This window comes from Sphingopyxis sp., assembly GCF_035565275.1.
In the GTDB taxonomy this organism is placed as follows: Bacteria; Pseudomonadota; Alphaproteobacteria; order Sphingomonadales; family Sphingomonadaceae; genus Sphingopyxis.
Window position 1 is genome coordinate 1 of sequence record NZ_DATMST010000033.1, and the last position, 15,142, is coordinate 15,142.

A 15,142-nucleotide genomic window follows, 5' to 3' on the forward strand; every position below is an offset into this window, starting at 1 on the left:
TCCGGCCACTTCGGGTGCGAGCACCACTTCGCGGACGGCGCGGAGCGAACCCACCGCTTCGAGCGCGGCCGGCACGTCGGTCGGCGTGACCGTGACGGTCGATACTGGCACCGGTTGCATCTGGCCGGGCGCGGTCTCGACCGTCCGGGCGGTTCGCCAGGCGTAAAGACCGCCGCCAAGCAGGAGCAAGGCGGCCGCGACCGGCACCACCGGACGCCAGCGGCGCATGCGGGGAGGGAGGGTTTCGTCGGAATGTTCGGAAGATGACACGGGGGGACCTCATCAAGAATCGACTCACGGTCGACATTATTGCGAATGATTATTAGTTATGCCGGAGCGGGTCAAGAGAGTCGCATCGCGCGCCGGGATGCTGCTAGACTGCGCCGATGTCAGAGAGAGATTTCACTCCCGTCAGACGGCCATCGGCGCGGCCCGTCCGACGGCGCCCGCATTCGGGCGACGCTATCCTGCCGCCGCCGCGCAAGGCCGATATCCGCCGCGACCAGCTTGTGCAGGCGGCGATCACCCTGCTGGTCGATCGCGGTTTGCCGGAGAGTTCGATCGACGACATCGCCGCGCGGGCGGGGGTCGCGAAGGGGACTTTCTATCATTATTTCGCGAGCAAGGCGGACCTGATGGATGCGTTGCGCCAGCACTTCAGCGACGCGTTCGAGGCGCGGGTGGTGGCGGCGGTCGAGGCCCGTCCGGCTAACGACTGGAACGGCCGGTTCGAGGCGTGGATTGTCGCGGCGACCGAAGCCTATTTCGACATGCATGCGCTGCACGATGTGGTGTTTCACGGCCCGGCGATGCCGCATCGCCAGGCAATGGACGACACCGATATCGTCCATCACCTCGCGGCGCTGGTGGCGGCCGGACAAGCGGACGGCGCGTGGTGTCTGTCCGGCGAGAAGCCCGTTCAGATCGCGGCGTTCATCTTTCACGCGCTTCACGGCATGGCCGACGACGCGCTGACGGCGGGTCGATCCGCAGAGCAGCTCGGCGTGCTGATCGCGCAGCTTTCGCGGCGTGTGCTGGCCAGCTGAAAAAACCGTATTTCCGTGATGGACGTGCAAGAGATGCTCCGTTGCGAATCGTGGAGCCTCTCCATAAAATCTCAACCTAAGTTGAGGTAAAGCAAATATTCGCAAGGGGGCGGCCCCGGTCGTCAGATGGGACCGGGCCAGCGACTGCTTCCGGCGCGTGCTGTCCGAAGAAAACCGGGAACTGGCTGCGGTGGATGATCCTCAATGGCCATTTTTCATGTATTCGGCCAAAAAGCCGCCAGTCCGAAACCGGCCAGTCTCAGGGCAATGCTGTCGACCAGGTCGAGAGGATAACCTCGCGTTCGATCTCGTCCTCGTTCTTCAGCGTCAGTGTCCAGTTGCCCTTCGAAACAGCTCGATCGACAAAAAGCGACCGAAAGAGCTGGGCAGCCTCCGGTTGATTGGCCAGGCTGCTGCCTACCACCGCGCCGCCGTCGTCGGCCAAGGTGGCCGACACCTTATGTTTCGCCACGAACGTCAGCCCGAAATTGCCAGCTTCCTTGACGGGAATCGAGACCTGCTTTGTAGCCCCGGGTGCGAGAGTCATGACCAATGAGAAGTCGGGCGAGACCTGCTCGGGTTCGGCGGCCTCATCGGCCCCGACGATCATCAGGCGAGCCGCCGTGGTGCTGGTCGTCTTCCGCCCCGATGGCCCGATGGCAAGGCGCGGCTTCACAAATTCCGAGAAGGGCCCGGTTTCCGTCAGGGCGGTGTTCAGAAGACTCATCTGGGCATTGTCTTCGATCATCCAGGTCGCGGATGACACCGTCACCAGTCCGTCATTGCGGCTTAACGAATTACAGCCTGTGGGAAGCGGGTTCCCGGCCAGCACCGAGAATTCCACGCCCTTGCGCTCGGTGTTGATCGCGTTGAACTTCTCGACCGCGCTTGGCCGGAGTTCGCGCAGCGCCTCCATCGGCCGTCCTGCAATGTCGAGCGGTACGCTGACCAGGTCGGCGCAGCGGCTCCCCCTGTTGGGTGTGCCGAGCATTACGAGACGCGCGACCTGCGGTTTGCCATCGGCATAGCTCGGCATCATCGCATGGATGTAGCGCCGGCTGATCAGGCCGCCCATCGAATGCGCTACGATGTCGACGTGCCAGGCGTTGCGGTCCTTCTGGGCATATTCGATATAGCGCCCGAGTTGATCGGCATTTTGCGCGATCGTGTTCGTCGGACCGGTATTGCCGACCTCTTCGCCGGTATTCATGCGGCCATGTTCGGGCTTTTCCCCAACCGGGAACGCCTTCCAGTCGTAGCTATGGCTCGTTGTCAGAATATTCTGCCAGGCCTCCCACTTCTTCCAGTTCGACCAAAGGCCGTGGACGAGGACCAGCGGCTTCGGCGCGACCTTGAGGTTGCGCGTCATGTCATCGACCGTTTTGCCTTTGTCCTCGACCTCGGCCTTGACGCGTTGGACATAGCGCGGACGGCCGTCGTCATACCACGCATAGCCCGAGCTATCCCATTTGAATTCGACTTCGCGCTGCTCGCCCGCGGGCACGGTCACCGAGACTTCGCCGAGCAGCCCGTCGGGCTTCGCGCCGTCCCATTTATCGCCCTTGTAGGTATCGCGAAACTTGACGGTAGCCGCCTTCTCGTCGGGGCCGTCGTTGGCAACCACCGCCGTGATGCGCACGATATTGCCGTCGATCGTACCGATCTGCCCGGTGATTTCCTGCCACGCATCCCAAGTCGGAAAGCGCATGTCCTCGAACTTGATATCGGCAAGCCGGAGATCGCCGCCGCAGCGGCGGAGGCTCCAGCGGAGTGACTCGGTCACGCCGTAGGCGGTCACCGAATGACTTCCCTGCACGCGGTTCGGATCGCGCGGATTGATCCGGTCCTCGCCACTGCTCGAGAAGCTCAGACCTTCGATCGTCGCGGGCATTTCGGCGACCTCCCGGTTGGTCGCCTGCTTGGGCTTGCATTGGCCGGTGAAGCTGGCCGAGTTTGAACCCGAAGCGGTGCCTTTGAAGCCAGGGAGGCGTACGCTGACGGTGTAGGTGCCGCCGGTGTCCTCGGTAATGTCGACGCCCGTCTCGACCCCATTTTCGCTGCCCTTCGTCTGGCTTCTGCTCACAGAGCTGCCCGACATCTGGCGTTTGACGCGCTCGTGCGGGCAGATCATCTCGTCATTGGAGTTCACCGTTTCGGTCGCGACCGAGTTCAGATTGATGCTGGCGCGCCCCAGACTGTATTCCGCATCGGGTGCTGGCCGTACGGCGATCTGCGCTACATAGTCATAGTTCAGCGATACATCGGTCGTTTGGGTGCCTTTGCCCGACACGCGCGTCACGGTCTTGGAATCGCTGCTCGCCTGGTGCCGCGAATATTCCGCCGTGCCAGCCCAGCCACGCGTACATTTCGCCGCGGTGGCGGCTGCGACGGGCATGGCGGCGCCCGAAAGGGTCAACCCGACCGCAACGGCCGGCAAGCTACGCAATATCGACATTGCTAATCCTGTCATTACGGTCGCGGCGATGGCGGCGCATCGCACGATGGAGGGGTGGAAATCCCCGCAAAGGGCGTCAGTAGACTTCGTTCCGGCCTTCGGACGCCGAGAATTGGCTGGCATAGCCCCAACACATCAGTCCCGGCCGCTCCGCCGACGCACTGCGAGGAAAGACCGGCCAGCCATCATAGGCATAGCCGCCCTCGCAACTGGTGCAGCGGATCTTGCCGAAATCGGTGTAAACCTGTTTGACGGCCTCGAAATCAGCCGGGGCGGGCACTGGCTCGGATAGGCGATCTTGGGCGTGGAGGCCTTTTTGGCCGTGGCGTGCCGGAGGCGGGCTGCCGGCACGCCTTTGCCGGCGTGTCAGGCCTCGGGCTTGGCCTCGGCTTTCGCGCGGGCTTCGGGCTTGGCCTCGGCCTTGGCGTGCGCCTCGGGCTTTGCTTCAGCTTTCGCACGGGCCTCCGGCTTGGCCTCGGCCTTGGCATGGGCTTCGGGCTTGGCTTCAGCCTTCGCCAATGCTGGCATCGGCAGGCTGAGCGCGATCGCCGCGGCGAGGAAGGGGAGTTTGCTCATCTTGTGCTCCATCGTCGTGAGGTGGAGCAGAGAGGCCGGCCCTTGCCGGGATGGCGTGGGACGAACCGGCCGTCTCTGCTCGCGGCTCGAAGCCGCAACCGTCACACTATGGGAGCGTCGATGTTTACGCCCTGTGCTTGCTTCGAAACCGGATGATCGTGCGACATGACCGCCGCGGCATCGACCAAAGCGGATGCCTGCGCGACGAAAACGTCAGGACAGGCCAAGTCTCTCGAGTACGGCGTGAACATAGCTCGGGCCAACCTGCATGATCGCGCCATCTTCCATCTCGAGCGCGATGAGCCCCTTGCCGAGCCGCTGCACCGCTTTCACCAGCGCGGGCCGTATGAACGTCGAGCGATGGATGCGCATCAAATGCTGCGCATCGAACAATTGCTCCAGCGCGGTCATCGAAATGCGGTGGATGTAGCTGCGTGTCGCAGTGTGGAGCAGCACATAATCGCGCGCCGCTTCAACCCACTCGATCTGCGCGATCGGGAGGCGGAGGTTGCCGCTCGCGATCTGGACCCAGATCGCGTCTTCGCGGACTTCGGCGGGCGGGACGTTCGCCAGCCGGTCGGCGGCATCGCGCATCGTCCGGCGACGTCGCGCGCGCTCGACCGCTTGGCGCAGCCGGTCGAAGCGTACGGGCTTCAGGAGATAGTCAGCGGCTTCGACTTCGAAGGCGTCGGGAGCATATTGTTCGAAGGCTGTGACGAAGATGATTTCGGGGCGCGGGTCGGCCACGAGGTCGGCGGCTACGCGGATGCCGCTCTTTTGCGGCATCGAGATGTCGAGCATCACGAGGTCGGGCCGCAGCGCCGCTATCCGGTCTTCGGCCTCTTCGCCGGTCGACGCCGTGCCGACGACCTCGACATCGTCGATGTCGCCGAAGAGCGTTTCGAGGCGGCGTAGCGCCAGCGGTTCGTCGTCGACGAGCAGGACGCGCAGCGCGCTCATGCCGCGATCCCGTCGCTGCGTCGTTCGAGCGGCAAGCGCGCAATCGCGAGGAAGCCGCGCTCGCGTTTCAGCGTTTCGAGGCTGCCTCTGCTGCCATAGAGTGTTTCTAGCCGCTGTCGGACGTTGGCGATCCCGACACCCGTGCCGGGCCGCGCGTCTTTTTCCTGCCCGGCGCCGTCGTCCTCGACCGAGACCAGCAGCACGCCGTCGTCGCTCGACGCTTCGACCTTGATCGTCACCGGCACCGCCGACGGCGCGAGCGCATATTTGATCGCATTTTCGATCAATGGCTGGAGGAGAAAACCCGGAACCAGCGCGCTGTTGAGCGCGGGCGGACAGACGAACTCGACCGCGAGCCGCTCGCCGAAGCGGACACTTTCGATCTCCAGATAATGTTGCAGCGTTGCGAGCTCGTCCTCAAGCGGCAGCAAGGCATCGGGCTGCGAAGACAAGGTCGCGCGCAGGAATTCCGAGAGCTTGGCGAGCATCGCATCGGCGGTGCGATATTCCTTTGTAACAATCAGCGACGAGATTGCGTTGAGCGTATTGAACAGGAAATGCGGGTTGAGCTGATAGCGCAGCGCTGCAAGGCTTGCAGCGCTCGCGGCGGCTTCGGCGCGGCTCGCCGCCTCGCGCGCGATCGCGAGCTCGAGTTCACGCTCGCGCGTCAGCTTGTTCGCTTCGATCACCGTGAAAGCGGCGCCAAGCAGGGCGAACTGCCAGACGAGCGCTATGAAGTTGTTCGTCGCGCGCAGCGCAAAGGGAGCGGACTGCTGAGGCGATACGACGAGCCGTCCGATCCACTCGCCCGTTGACGCGTCGATGAGCGCGAGTATGCCCGAGGCAAGAAAAACTGCGGCGCCCATCGCCGTGAGGCGGACCGCGGCATTGCGGCGGCGCGTGGTCCGGACCGTCCAATAGACGCCGCCCGAAAGCAGCGCACCCATCACGCAGATGTTGATGACCGAGATGGTGACATAAAGGCCGGCGCCGCTGAAAAGATGATATGGGATGATGTAGAGCACCCCCGACAGGATCCAGGTCGCGGCGACCAGATAGAGCGTCTGGCGATGTTCGGGCTTCAACTGCATGGCAATTCCAATGTGTAGTGTGCGACAAGCATAAAGGAAGTGCGGGCGATTGACGTCCTTGCTCGTCGCACCCACGGCCGTCTTCGTCGCGCCACAATCCGCTCCGGCGAGGGGATATCGGCCTTGGTCGCAGAGGCGTGGAGCATGCCCCGGACCCGCCGTAGTCGACCTCCAGTTCGCGGCACCCCGCCGCCAGGAGATCGGCCATGGCCCTCACACGCTATCGTTATAGTCTGGTCGCATTCGGTTTGCTCGGCGCGCTGATCGTCGCCGAACAGGTGCGCGCGACCGTCCCCGAACAGCCGGCAGCCGTCGCCGCCCCGCCGGCGGCGATGCAGCCGCTCGAAATTCTGCCCTCGGGCCATCCCGTGGTGCTGGTCAGCATCGACGGCTCGGCGCCGAAACGTTTCGTCATCGACACCGCGGCGAGCAGCACGACGATCATGCCGAAGCTGCGCGCCGAAATGCCACGGCTCGTCGCCAAGCTGTCGGACGAGCCGCTCGATGGCGCGGCGGGCCGGACCGATGTCGAAACGACGGTGGTCAAGCAGGTCGAGGTCGCGGGCCACGTCTTTCGCTCGCCCGAGCTGATGCTGCTTCCCCCAGGGCCGACCGACCGGCTTGGCACCGACGGCATATTGGGTGCCGACATCATCGCCGACTTTGCGGTCGAGATGGATATGCCCCGAGGCCGCTGGCGGATGACGCCCAAGGTTGAGGCGGGAATGCTGGCCGGACTTTCGGCATCGGTTCCGTTCGTCCTCGACGACATGCGTGCGCCGCGCCTGACGATCCGCCTCAATGGCGTCGAAATTCCCGCGATCCTCGACACCGGGGCGCGCGGGACCATCATCAACTGGGCCGCAGCGAAGGCGATCGGGCTTTCGCCCGACAATCCGGGTCTCGCCAAGGCGACGGATATCAAAGGCGCTACCAACCACGCGACCGCGAGTGTCGAAGCGCCAATCGACGTTTTGACGATCGGCGAAGCGAAGGTCGAGGGCCGAAAGGTCCGCATCGCCGACCTGTCGGTGTTCAAGGTGCTGGGTTTCAGCCTCGAACAGCCGGCGGTGATCCTGGGGATCGACATGTTCGCCGACCGGCGCTTCGTCATCGATCATCCGGGCCTCCGCCTGCACATCTCGCCGCCGACCATGGCGGCCCCGACGAAACCCTGATCCACAAGGGAATAGCAGCATGAACAAGATACTGACCGGCAGCGCCGCATTGAGTGCGCTCGCCCTAGCGACTGTCGCCTTCGCTCAGCAGGCGCCGAAACCGAAAATCGAGGCCATCTACTGGATCTCTGCGGAAACCGTGTCGGGCATGACAACCGGCCAGCCGGCGGGCGTCGAAAAGAATTTGTCGCTCCAGCTCGGTTCGGCGCGAAGCAACGCGGCGCCGACCGCCGAACACCTGCCGCCGCAAGGTCTGCGCGCGGGAGACCGGCTGCCGCTCGTCTCGCCGCGCGGCGCGGCACCCAAGGAAGATAGCAAGCCCGACTACCGCCCGGGTCCGCAGCAGTCGCCCAAGGGGCGGATCGAGCTTTACTGGGGTTGCGGCGAAAATGCGCCCGCCGGGCAACCGGTCGTGATCGACCTTGCGACGATGAAGCCTGGCGCTGCCTCACCTTTCGGCGCGATTCCCAATGTGAAGGCGATGGTGCCGCCGTCGGCGGGTCGCCACGCGACCTATGGCGAATGGCCGGGCGGCAAGAATGGCACGCGCGTTCCGCGTGCGGCCTCGCTCGTCGGCGATCATGTCGTGCAGGGCAATTATGCGCCCGAGATGCGCTTCGCCGTCGCCGCCGGGAGCGATTTCCTTGCGCCGCTGACGCCGAAAAGCGCCGACCTCGCGTCCGGGGCGGTCAAGGTCAGCTGGCCCACACTGGTGAATGCGCGCGGCTATATCATGACCGTGACCGGCGCGCGTGAAGACGGCACGATCGTGATGTGGACGTCGAGCGCGGTGCGCATGCCCGGCATGGCGCTGCCCGACTATCTCGAGCAATCCGATATCGCACGCCTTGTCCAGCAGCGCGTCCTGCTAGCGCCCGAAGCCACCGAATGCGTCGTTCCCTCGGCGGTCGGCAAGGCGTCGGAATCGGCGATGCTGATGATGACGGCCTATGGCCCCGAGTCCAACTACGGATCGCCGCGCGAAGTTCCGCTCGGCTGGGGCGTAAAGCTGCGCACCAAGGCGACGCACATGGGCATGCTCGGTGTCGACCTCGCGTCGCTGATGGGCGGGAGCGACACCGATAGCGAAACGCCCGCCGGTGACGCCAAGCCGAAAAAGAAGCGCGGCCTGCTGCGCGGCGTCGTCGGCGGAGCGCTTGGCCTGCCCGGCTGACCTCGATCCCGTTCAGAAAGTTGGAACCATGAAATATTTCCTGTCGAAGCTCGCCATGCTCGGCCTTTTCGTCGCGGTGCCGACCGTTCCCGCCGCGATGGCGGCACCCGGCGACAGCCGCGCGCCGAAAAAGCTGATGGACCGTTGGGCTATCGGTAAGCCAGGGCCCGGCGCCGGCCTTCCCGGTTGGTATTCGAAGACGCCTGACGTCCACGTTCATCAACCGAACAACCTCGCGCGGATTCCGGCTGCCGAAATCGATTTGCTCCGTCGCCGTGCGATGGTCGCGTTCGATGCGCTGATGCGGCAGCCTTCGCTGCGCGACGTGCGCGGCACCAGCCTTCAGGCCGACATCAATATTTCGGTTGTGCCGACGCTCGACGGCGTCCGGCTGGTCGGCGCGACCTTCAGCATCAGGGCAAAGAGCGTCGTCGAGGGCAGGCCGAAGACGGTTTTGCGCGACGGGCGCTATATCGACCCGTCCGAGGAAGGCGCCGTGCTGAACGTCTTCCTCAACCCCTATGACATGATGGCGCGCCGCCGGGTGCAGGCCGAGGGCGTCCAGGGCGGCGGCCTCCAGATCCGCACGGGTTCGGCCTATGGCCTTTATGTCGCCGATCGCCTCCCGGCTTATGATCCCAATTCCGAATATGCCTGGGGGCCGCGGCCGCTGGCGCTGGAGTTGCAGAATGATCGCAGCTGGTACCAGCCGGGTGCAACGGGCGTGCATCCGCTTCTTGTCCATATGTCGAGCTACTCGCACGAAAACGACGACCTCCGCAGCGATCGGCTCGACCCTGAACGTCCGGCCGCGCGCCTCGCCGCGGCGATGTTCATGACCGACTGGGAAGACGTTCGGCGCCGCATGAAGGCGGTGGCATGATGCGCTGCGCTTCCTTCATCGCGCTCGCGCTGGTGCTCGCCGTTACGCCCGCCGCCGCCTTCGCCCAGCGCGCCGACGATAATGCGACGACGAGCGCAGAGGATGCCTTCGGCACCTCGATCGGCGGCGAGCAGATCGGGATCTATAATCCCAACTATGTCCGCGGTTTCTCGGCGGCTGAGGCGGGAAATATCCGTATCGACGGCCTCTATATCGACCAGCAGGGCAGCTTCACCGATCGGCTGATCGGCAGCTTGCAGATGCGTGTCGGGCTGTCGGCGCAAAGCTATCCCTTTCCGGCACCGACCGGAATCGCAGACTATGGTCTGCGCATCCCGGGCAACAAGCCGCTCGTCAGCCTCGGCGCACGGCTCGGTCCCTTGGGCGCGGCAGCACTGGAGGTCGACGCGCAGCTACCCGTGACGGAACGCCTCGCGGTCGGCGCGGGGCTGGGACTGATCGCCGACCGGACGCACACCGGCGGCCGCGCGACATACCGCACGGCGGCCGTGATTGCGCGCTGGGAGCCTGTCGATGGTGTCATCGTCACCCCCTTCTGGAGCCGCACCGGCATTGCGGACGAGGAAAGCCAGCCGTTGCTGCTGACCGGCGGCGACTATCTGCCGCCGCGCATCGAGCGCGTGAAGCGGCTCGGCCAGAAATGGGCGACAAACGATGGCGAGACGGTCAACGCCGGCCTTATCGGATCAGCCACGATCGGCGACTGGGCGCTGAAGGCGGGAATTTTCCGGTCGATCCTCGACCTCAGCCGCTCGCACACCCAGCTTTTCCTGGGTGTTCAGGCGGACGGTTCGGCCGACGAGGTGGTGATCGCCGAACCCGGCCGCCGTTCTGCGTCGACGAGCGGCGAGGTACGGTTGTCGCGGCGCCTTGCCGAGGGGCCACGCCTCCACACGCTGCACCTATCGGTCAAGGGCCGCGACCGCGTGCGCCGCTATGGCGGCGATACCGCAATCTTCATCGGCAATCATCCGCTTGAAGAGCCCGTCGCCTTTCCCGAACCCGCATCGGTGTTCGGGGTACAGACGCGCGACACGGTCCGGCAATGGACCGCGGGCATCGCCTATGAGGGACGGTGGAGGGATGTCGGCGAGATCAGCCTTGGCCTTCAGAAGACAAATTACCGCAAGCGCGTGCTCGATCCCGACGCCCCGGCGATCAGGACCACCGACGATCCCTTGCTCTTCAACGCCACCGCCGCATTCTATGCCTCACCGTCGCTCGCTTTTTATGCGGGTTATACGCAGGGCCTCGAGGAAAGCCCGGTTGCGCCCGGTGTCGCGGTCAACCGTGACGATGCGCCGCCGGCGATCCGCACGCGCCAGATCGACGGCGGGGTTCGCTGGTCGATCACGCCGAACATCCGCGTGGTGGCCGGCGTGTTCGACGTCACGAAGCCCTTCTATTCGCTCGATGCCGCACGGATATTCCGCCAGCTTGGCGATGTGCGCCACCGCGGCGCCGAATTCTCGCTTTCGGGCCAGCTTGCCCCGGGACTGACCGCGATTGCCGGGACGGCGCTGATCGACGCCAAGCTGTCGGGCGATGCCGTTGACAGCGGGTTGGTCGGGCGAAAACCGCTCGCGAGCTTCGGCAGGCTATCGACCGCCGTGCTCGACTATCGGCCGACCTTCGCGCCCGATTTTTCGGTGGATCTTGTCGTCGAAAGCACGTCCGACCGCGTCGCCAGCACCGACGGCAAACTTGTAATTCCCGCGCGTGCGATCGCATCGATCGGCGGACGCTATCGCTTTCAGATCGGCAAAGCGCCCGCGACGGTACGGGTTCAGCTGGCGAACATCGGCAACAAATTCGGTTGGGCGAACGGATCGTCCGGGGTCTATCTTTATAATTTCCCGCGACGGGTCACCGCGACCCTGACAGCTGATTTCGGCTGACCTCCTCCAAGCGAAAATTCCGGAGATCATCATGCAACGCTTCTTGTACGCGGCGCTTGCCGCCCCGGTTCTGCTGGCTTCGGCCGATGGCGCTCATGCCCAAGGTTTTCTCAAGCGCCTTGCTGATCGCGCTGTGGAGAAGGTCGAGCAGAACGCGGAAAAGCTCGCCGGCGATATCATCAATGGATCGGCAAATTCCCGGCAGGATGAAAGCTCGAATGACGAGGCACCTGTTCCTGTCGAGACTTCGCAGGAGCCAACGTCGGCTCGGCGCGCTCCCGAAGCGCCCGCGCCAAAGGCAAATTACATCGACAGTCTCAAGACTCCACCCGACGTCGAAGCAAGGAAGGCCGAGTATAACAAGTTCGGTGAAGTGAGCTGCAACGACTGCGAAGGCGGAATCGAACTCGATGGCCGCCCGACCTTCCCGTTCGACGAGTTCAGCGGGCGATATAATGAGCGCGCCAAGCGCGCGGGAAGCTGGGCGATCGGCCACATCCACCACTGGCAGGGTAAAGCCTCCAAGGGCACGTTGACCGTGACATCGGAAGAACGGGTAGACGGCTTTCAGTGCCGCCGGCTTGAATATCGGCTGGAGCGGGGCGGGTCTTCTGTCAGCCGGCCCGGCCTGATCTGCCTCGGGTTGGCGAACAGTTCGTCGGATGTCGAAAACTGGCACGAGATATATTGAGCTGCGGGGTCCACGCGGAGCCGGACCTGCGGAAAACGGGCAGCAAAACCAAGGAATTTCTGATGAAGAATTTGGCCATCCTCACAGCCATGACAGCGATCGCAGCAACTTCGGTGCTCCATGCCCAGGCAACCCCGGCAAGCGCCGCGGGCGCCTGGACGCAATCCAGTAGCGGTAAAGAACTGGTGCTTGTCCCGCGCATCAAGCTCCAACCGAACGTCGGTGTGTCGTATGGCACCAGCCTGGGCGGCACCGCCGGCTATGGTTCGCCTACACGCACCACGATCGTGACCGAACCGGTGTTGATGCAGGTGACGCGTTCCATGACGCTTGAAGTCGGGGAGGGTGGCCGTTTTATTTGGCAGATAGCCAAGCGCCATGCCGAAAAGGAAGGCTGCAGGGTGACGACGACGCAAGTGAAGCAGGGGCGCGTCACCCAAGAGGGCGGCAAGGCGATTTTAGTGGTCGAAGATGGCAAGGAAAGCTTTGAATCGAGCTGTGGCCGTCAAGGCAGTTCCAGGCTCGCGCAAACGTCGGAGAAATATGACGTACAACTTGGTGGCGGGCGAATGGTGTTGCGAAGCGGTGCGACCCAGTGGACCTTCTTGCGGGGCTAGTGCGGACTATTCAATGTCTGCTTTCATCGGTTCCAACCCGAAAGCTGCCAGTCCGCAACCGGCCATCCCTGTCATTAATTTGCGCCGTATAGGGAACCGTCCGCCATTCGCCATCGGCATCCAGAAACGCTGAGTCTCCTAACGGTCGATCTGGTAGGATAAAAGCCATGCCAAGCAGTTCGCATGCTTTGCGCGGCAGCCGCCTCGACGCGCGCATTGTCTCTGTCGCCTTGGCGCACCGATGAGGTCCGGCTTTCACTTGGTTGACGCAGTTCGGGCTGCCCCGATCATCGGCAAATGTTCGCGTTTCTTGCCAGCATCGCCGCGCTCATCGCCTCGGCAAGCATCTGGACGATCCTTGCCGTTCTGGACATTCCGGCCACGCTTCCGGTGGCTACTCTGGCGGTCGCCGGATCGATCGGCAGTGGCGGAGCATCGGTGGGCGCGATGACGCTGGCGATGCGGTTCGCGCAGGATGGTGGTCAGGCGGGAACCGATATGTCCGCCGTCCAGAGCAGCCGCGATGTCGGCGAACCGGGAGCATCGTCGCCCGCCGCCGCCCTTGCCGGGAGCATGGGCTATGGCGCGGCATTTCTCGGGTCGATCGGCGTGTGCGTGGTCGCGTCGGCCAGCGTTGCCGGATGGCTTCGGACAGGTCGTGATGAAATTCAATGATAAGGCAGGGTACGTGGCAGGCCCTGCGGAATGGCGGCTTTACGTTTCCGGGTCGTAAACCGGCCCGTCTGCTAACGGCCAAAGATCGCCGTGCGTGTCTGCCATAATCTTGCGACAAAATCGTGATGCCTCTGTCACGCGCGGCAGACCGGGTGTCGCATCGGAAATGCTTTCTACAGGTGCATGCATGATCGCTTCGCTCCGGATGCTTCTTGTCACGTTCCTTTTCGCTGCGATCGGCGCTGCGCCCGCGTCTGCGCAAACCATGTATTCGCCGAATGTAGAGATCTCGCTGGTCGCGATGCATCAATGGGCGGCGCCCGGCTCGACGGCGATCGTCGCCGTTCGGCAGGACATCAAGCCCGGCTGGCACACTTATTGGCGCAATCCGGGTGATTCGGGCGGTGCGACCGAATTGACATGGACGCTCCCGGCGAACGTATCGGCCGGGCCAATCCTGTGGCCGCTGCCCGAGCGTCAGCCGGTCAAGGGGCTCATGAATTACGGCTACTCTCGCCAGGTCTATCTGCCCGTCCCGATCGAAGTGCCGCGGGCCGCACAAGCCGGATCGACCATTCCGATCCGCGTCAAGGTGCTCTCGATGGTTTGTAGCGAGGATATGTGCGTTCCCGACGAGCGGACGGTGAAACTGGACCTTCGGGTCCGTGACGGCGTGCCGCCGCTGACAGCCGCCGAAGGCGCAGCGATCGAACGCGTCGTAAATGCTGCGCCGCGCCCGGCCGACATCAATGCGCATATTTCGCGTGATGGCGCTGATCTTGTCCTGACGCTGCGCGGCGCGGGCGGCGAGGATGCATATTTCTTTCCCTTTGAGGGCGGCATCGTCGAACATCCCGCCGATCAGCGCGCAGAACGGGAGGGCGATGAACTGACCCTTCGGATGAAAGCTGGCGGCGCCATCCTTGCCGGCGGTCTCGGCAAGCCGGTGCGAGGGGTCATTGCGACATCGGGCGGAGCATGGGAAATTGTCGCAGATGCGCGAGCGCCTCCCGCGGCTCGCGCAGAAACAAGTCTCCTTCTCTTTGGCCAAGCCGCGCTCTTCGCGCTGATCGGCGGCCTCGTCCTCAATCTCATGCCGTGCGTATTCCCGATCCTGGCGATGAAGGCAGCGTCGCTGTCCGCGACGGCCCACGCGCCGCGCGAGGCCCGGCGCGACGGCATCGCCTTCCTTCTCGGCGTGCTGACGACGTTCGTCCTGCTTGCGGGCGTCCTGCTCGCCCTGCGCGCGGCGGGCGAGGCGGCGGGCTGGGGCTTCCAGCTTCAGAACCCCGCGGTGACCGCGGCGCTCGCGCTGCTCATGCTGGCGGTCGGCCTCAACCTGTCCGGCGTTTTTGAGGTCGGTCTTTCGGGGAGCGGGGCAGGGAGCGGGCTGACGCGCCTGCCTGGCGGGACCGGGGCTTTCTTCACCGGGGTGCTCGCGGTGGTTGTGGCGGCGCCCTGCACCGCACCTTTCATGGCCTTCGCACTCGGCGCGGCGCTCGTCATGCCGGCGCCGTTGGCGCTGGCCGTTTTCGCCATGCTCGGCCTCGGGCTGGCGCTTCCCTATCTCGTCATCAGCCTTTCGCCGGGGGTGCTGAGGCGATTCCCGAAGCCGGGTCCATGGATGGACCGGCTCAAATCGATCCTGGCGTTCCCGATGTATGGCGCCGCGCTCTGGCTCGTCTGGGTGTTCGCGCGGCAGACGAGCGGCGAAGCGCTGGCGCTGATCCTTGCCGGCGGGCTGTTGCTCGCGTTCGGGCTGACGCTTTGGGGCTGGCGCCAGATCGCGCGCATGTCGGGGCGCAAGACGTTCGCCGCGACTGCCGCGTCCGCATTATCGTTGCTGGCGGCCGCCGCCGCCACCGTGTCGGCGGCAT

At 64.4% G+C, this 15,142-nt stretch carries 14 protein-coding genes and 1 pseudogene; 9 read left to right on the plus strand and 6 right to left on the minus strand.

Annotated elements, in window-relative coordinates; translation table 11 throughout:
- A pseudogene (locus VN047_RS02255) lies at nt 1-228 on the minus strand (efflux transporter periplasmic adaptor subunit); the annotation flags it as partial.
- A gap of 158 nt (nt 229-386) precedes the next feature.
- Between VN047_RS02255 and VN047_RS02260 the strand changes: the two are divergent.
- On the plus strand, nt 387-1,046 hold the full coding sequence (locus VN047_RS02260) for a TetR/AcrR family transcriptional regulator (protein WP_325539602.1): 660 nt from the start codon (nt 387-389) through the stop codon (nt 1,044-1,046).
- Nucleotides 1,047-1,305: 259 nt separating this feature from the next.
- Here VN047_RS02260 and VN047_RS02265 read toward each other — a convergent pair whose 3' ends face one another.
- From VN047_RS02265 to VN047_RS02285, 5 genes are all read right to left on the minus strand, one after another.
- Nucleotides 1,306-3,501 (minus strand): DUF7379 domain-containing protein, encoded by a 2,196-nt coding sequence (locus VN047_RS02265; protein WP_325539604.1) that lies wholly within the window; start codon nt 3,499-3,501, stop codon nt 1,306-1,308.
- Between the two features lie 76 nt (nt 3,502-3,577).
- The gene (locus tag VN047_RS02270) at nt 3,578-3,781 is read right to left on the minus strand and encodes a hypothetical protein (protein ID WP_325539606.1); all 204 of its coding nucleotides are present in this window, start codon (nt 3,779-3,781) and stop codon (nt 3,578-3,580) included.
- Nucleotides 3,782-3,867: 86 nt separating this feature from the next.
- A complete protein-coding gene (locus VN047_RS02275) occupies nt 3,868-4,077 on the minus strand; it encodes a hypothetical protein (protein ID WP_325539608.1) in 210 nt (69 codons plus the stop codon).
- 213 nt (nt 4,078-4,290) lie between these two features.
- Nucleotides 4,291-5,037: a LytTR family DNA-binding domain-containing protein gene (locus VN047_RS02280; RefSeq protein ID WP_325539610.1), complete on the minus strand. Its 747-nt coding sequence runs from the start codon at nt 5,035-5,037 to the stop codon at nt 4,291-4,293.
- Nucleotides 5,034-6,128 (minus strand): sensor histidine kinase, encoded by a 1,095-nt coding sequence (locus tag VN047_RS02285; protein ID WP_325539612.1) that lies wholly within the window; start codon nt 6,126-6,128, stop codon nt 5,034-5,036. Before VN047_RS02285 ends, VN047_RS02280 begins: the two co-directional genes overlap by 4 nt.
- Nucleotides 6,129-6,334: 206 nt before the next feature.
- Here VN047_RS02285 and VN047_RS02290 point away from each other — a divergent pair, with 206 nt between their 5' ends.
- The 8 genes from VN047_RS02290 to VN047_RS02325 all read left to right on the plus strand — a co-directional run.
- Complete coding sequence (locus VN047_RS02290; protein WP_325539614.1) at nt 6,335-7,306, plus strand: aspartyl protease family protein; 972 nt, start codon at nt 6,335-6,337, stop codon at nt 7,304-7,306.
- A 19-nt stretch (nt 7,307-7,325) separates the two neighbouring features.
- Nucleotides 7,326-8,480, plus strand: coding sequence for a hypothetical protein (locus tag VN047_RS02295; protein ID WP_325539616.1), 1,155 nt, complete (start codon nt 7,326-7,328; stop codon nt 8,478-8,480).
- Between the two features lie 28 nt (nt 8,481-8,508).
- Entirely contained in the window at nt 8,509-9,363 is an 855-nt protein-coding gene (locus VN047_RS02300; protein WP_325539618.1) for a hypothetical protein, read from the plus strand.
- Nucleotides 9,360-11,282, plus strand: coding sequence for a TonB-dependent receptor domain-containing protein (locus VN047_RS02305; protein ID WP_325539620.1), 1,923 nt, complete (start codon nt 9,360-9,362; stop codon nt 11,280-11,282). Before VN047_RS02300 ends, VN047_RS02305 begins: the two co-directional genes overlap by 4 nt.
- A 43-nt stretch (nt 11,283-11,325) precedes the next feature.
- Nucleotides 11,326-11,973 carry a hypothetical protein gene (locus VN047_RS02310; protein WP_325539622.1) on the plus strand — a complete coding sequence of 216 codons (648 nt, stop codon included), beginning with the start codon at nt 11,326-11,328 and terminating at the stop codon, nt 11,971-11,973.
- 62 nt (nt 11,974-12,035) lie between these two features.
- On the plus strand, nt 12,036-12,590 hold the full coding sequence (locus VN047_RS02315; protein WP_325539624.1) for a hypothetical protein: 555 nt from the start codon (nt 12,036-12,038) through the stop codon (nt 12,588-12,590).
- 297 nt (nt 12,591-12,887) lie between these two features.
- The gene (locus VN047_RS02320) at nt 12,888-13,265 is read left to right on the plus strand and encodes a hypothetical protein (protein WP_325539626.1); all 378 of its coding nucleotides are present in this window, start codon (nt 12,888-12,890) and stop codon (nt 13,263-13,265) included.
- 187 nt (nt 13,266-13,452) lie between these two features.
- A partial coding sequence (locus tag VN047_RS02325; protein ID WP_325539628.1) for a protein-disulfide reductase DsbD domain-containing protein occupies nt 13,453-15,142 on the plus strand: 1,690 nt, incomplete at its 3' end.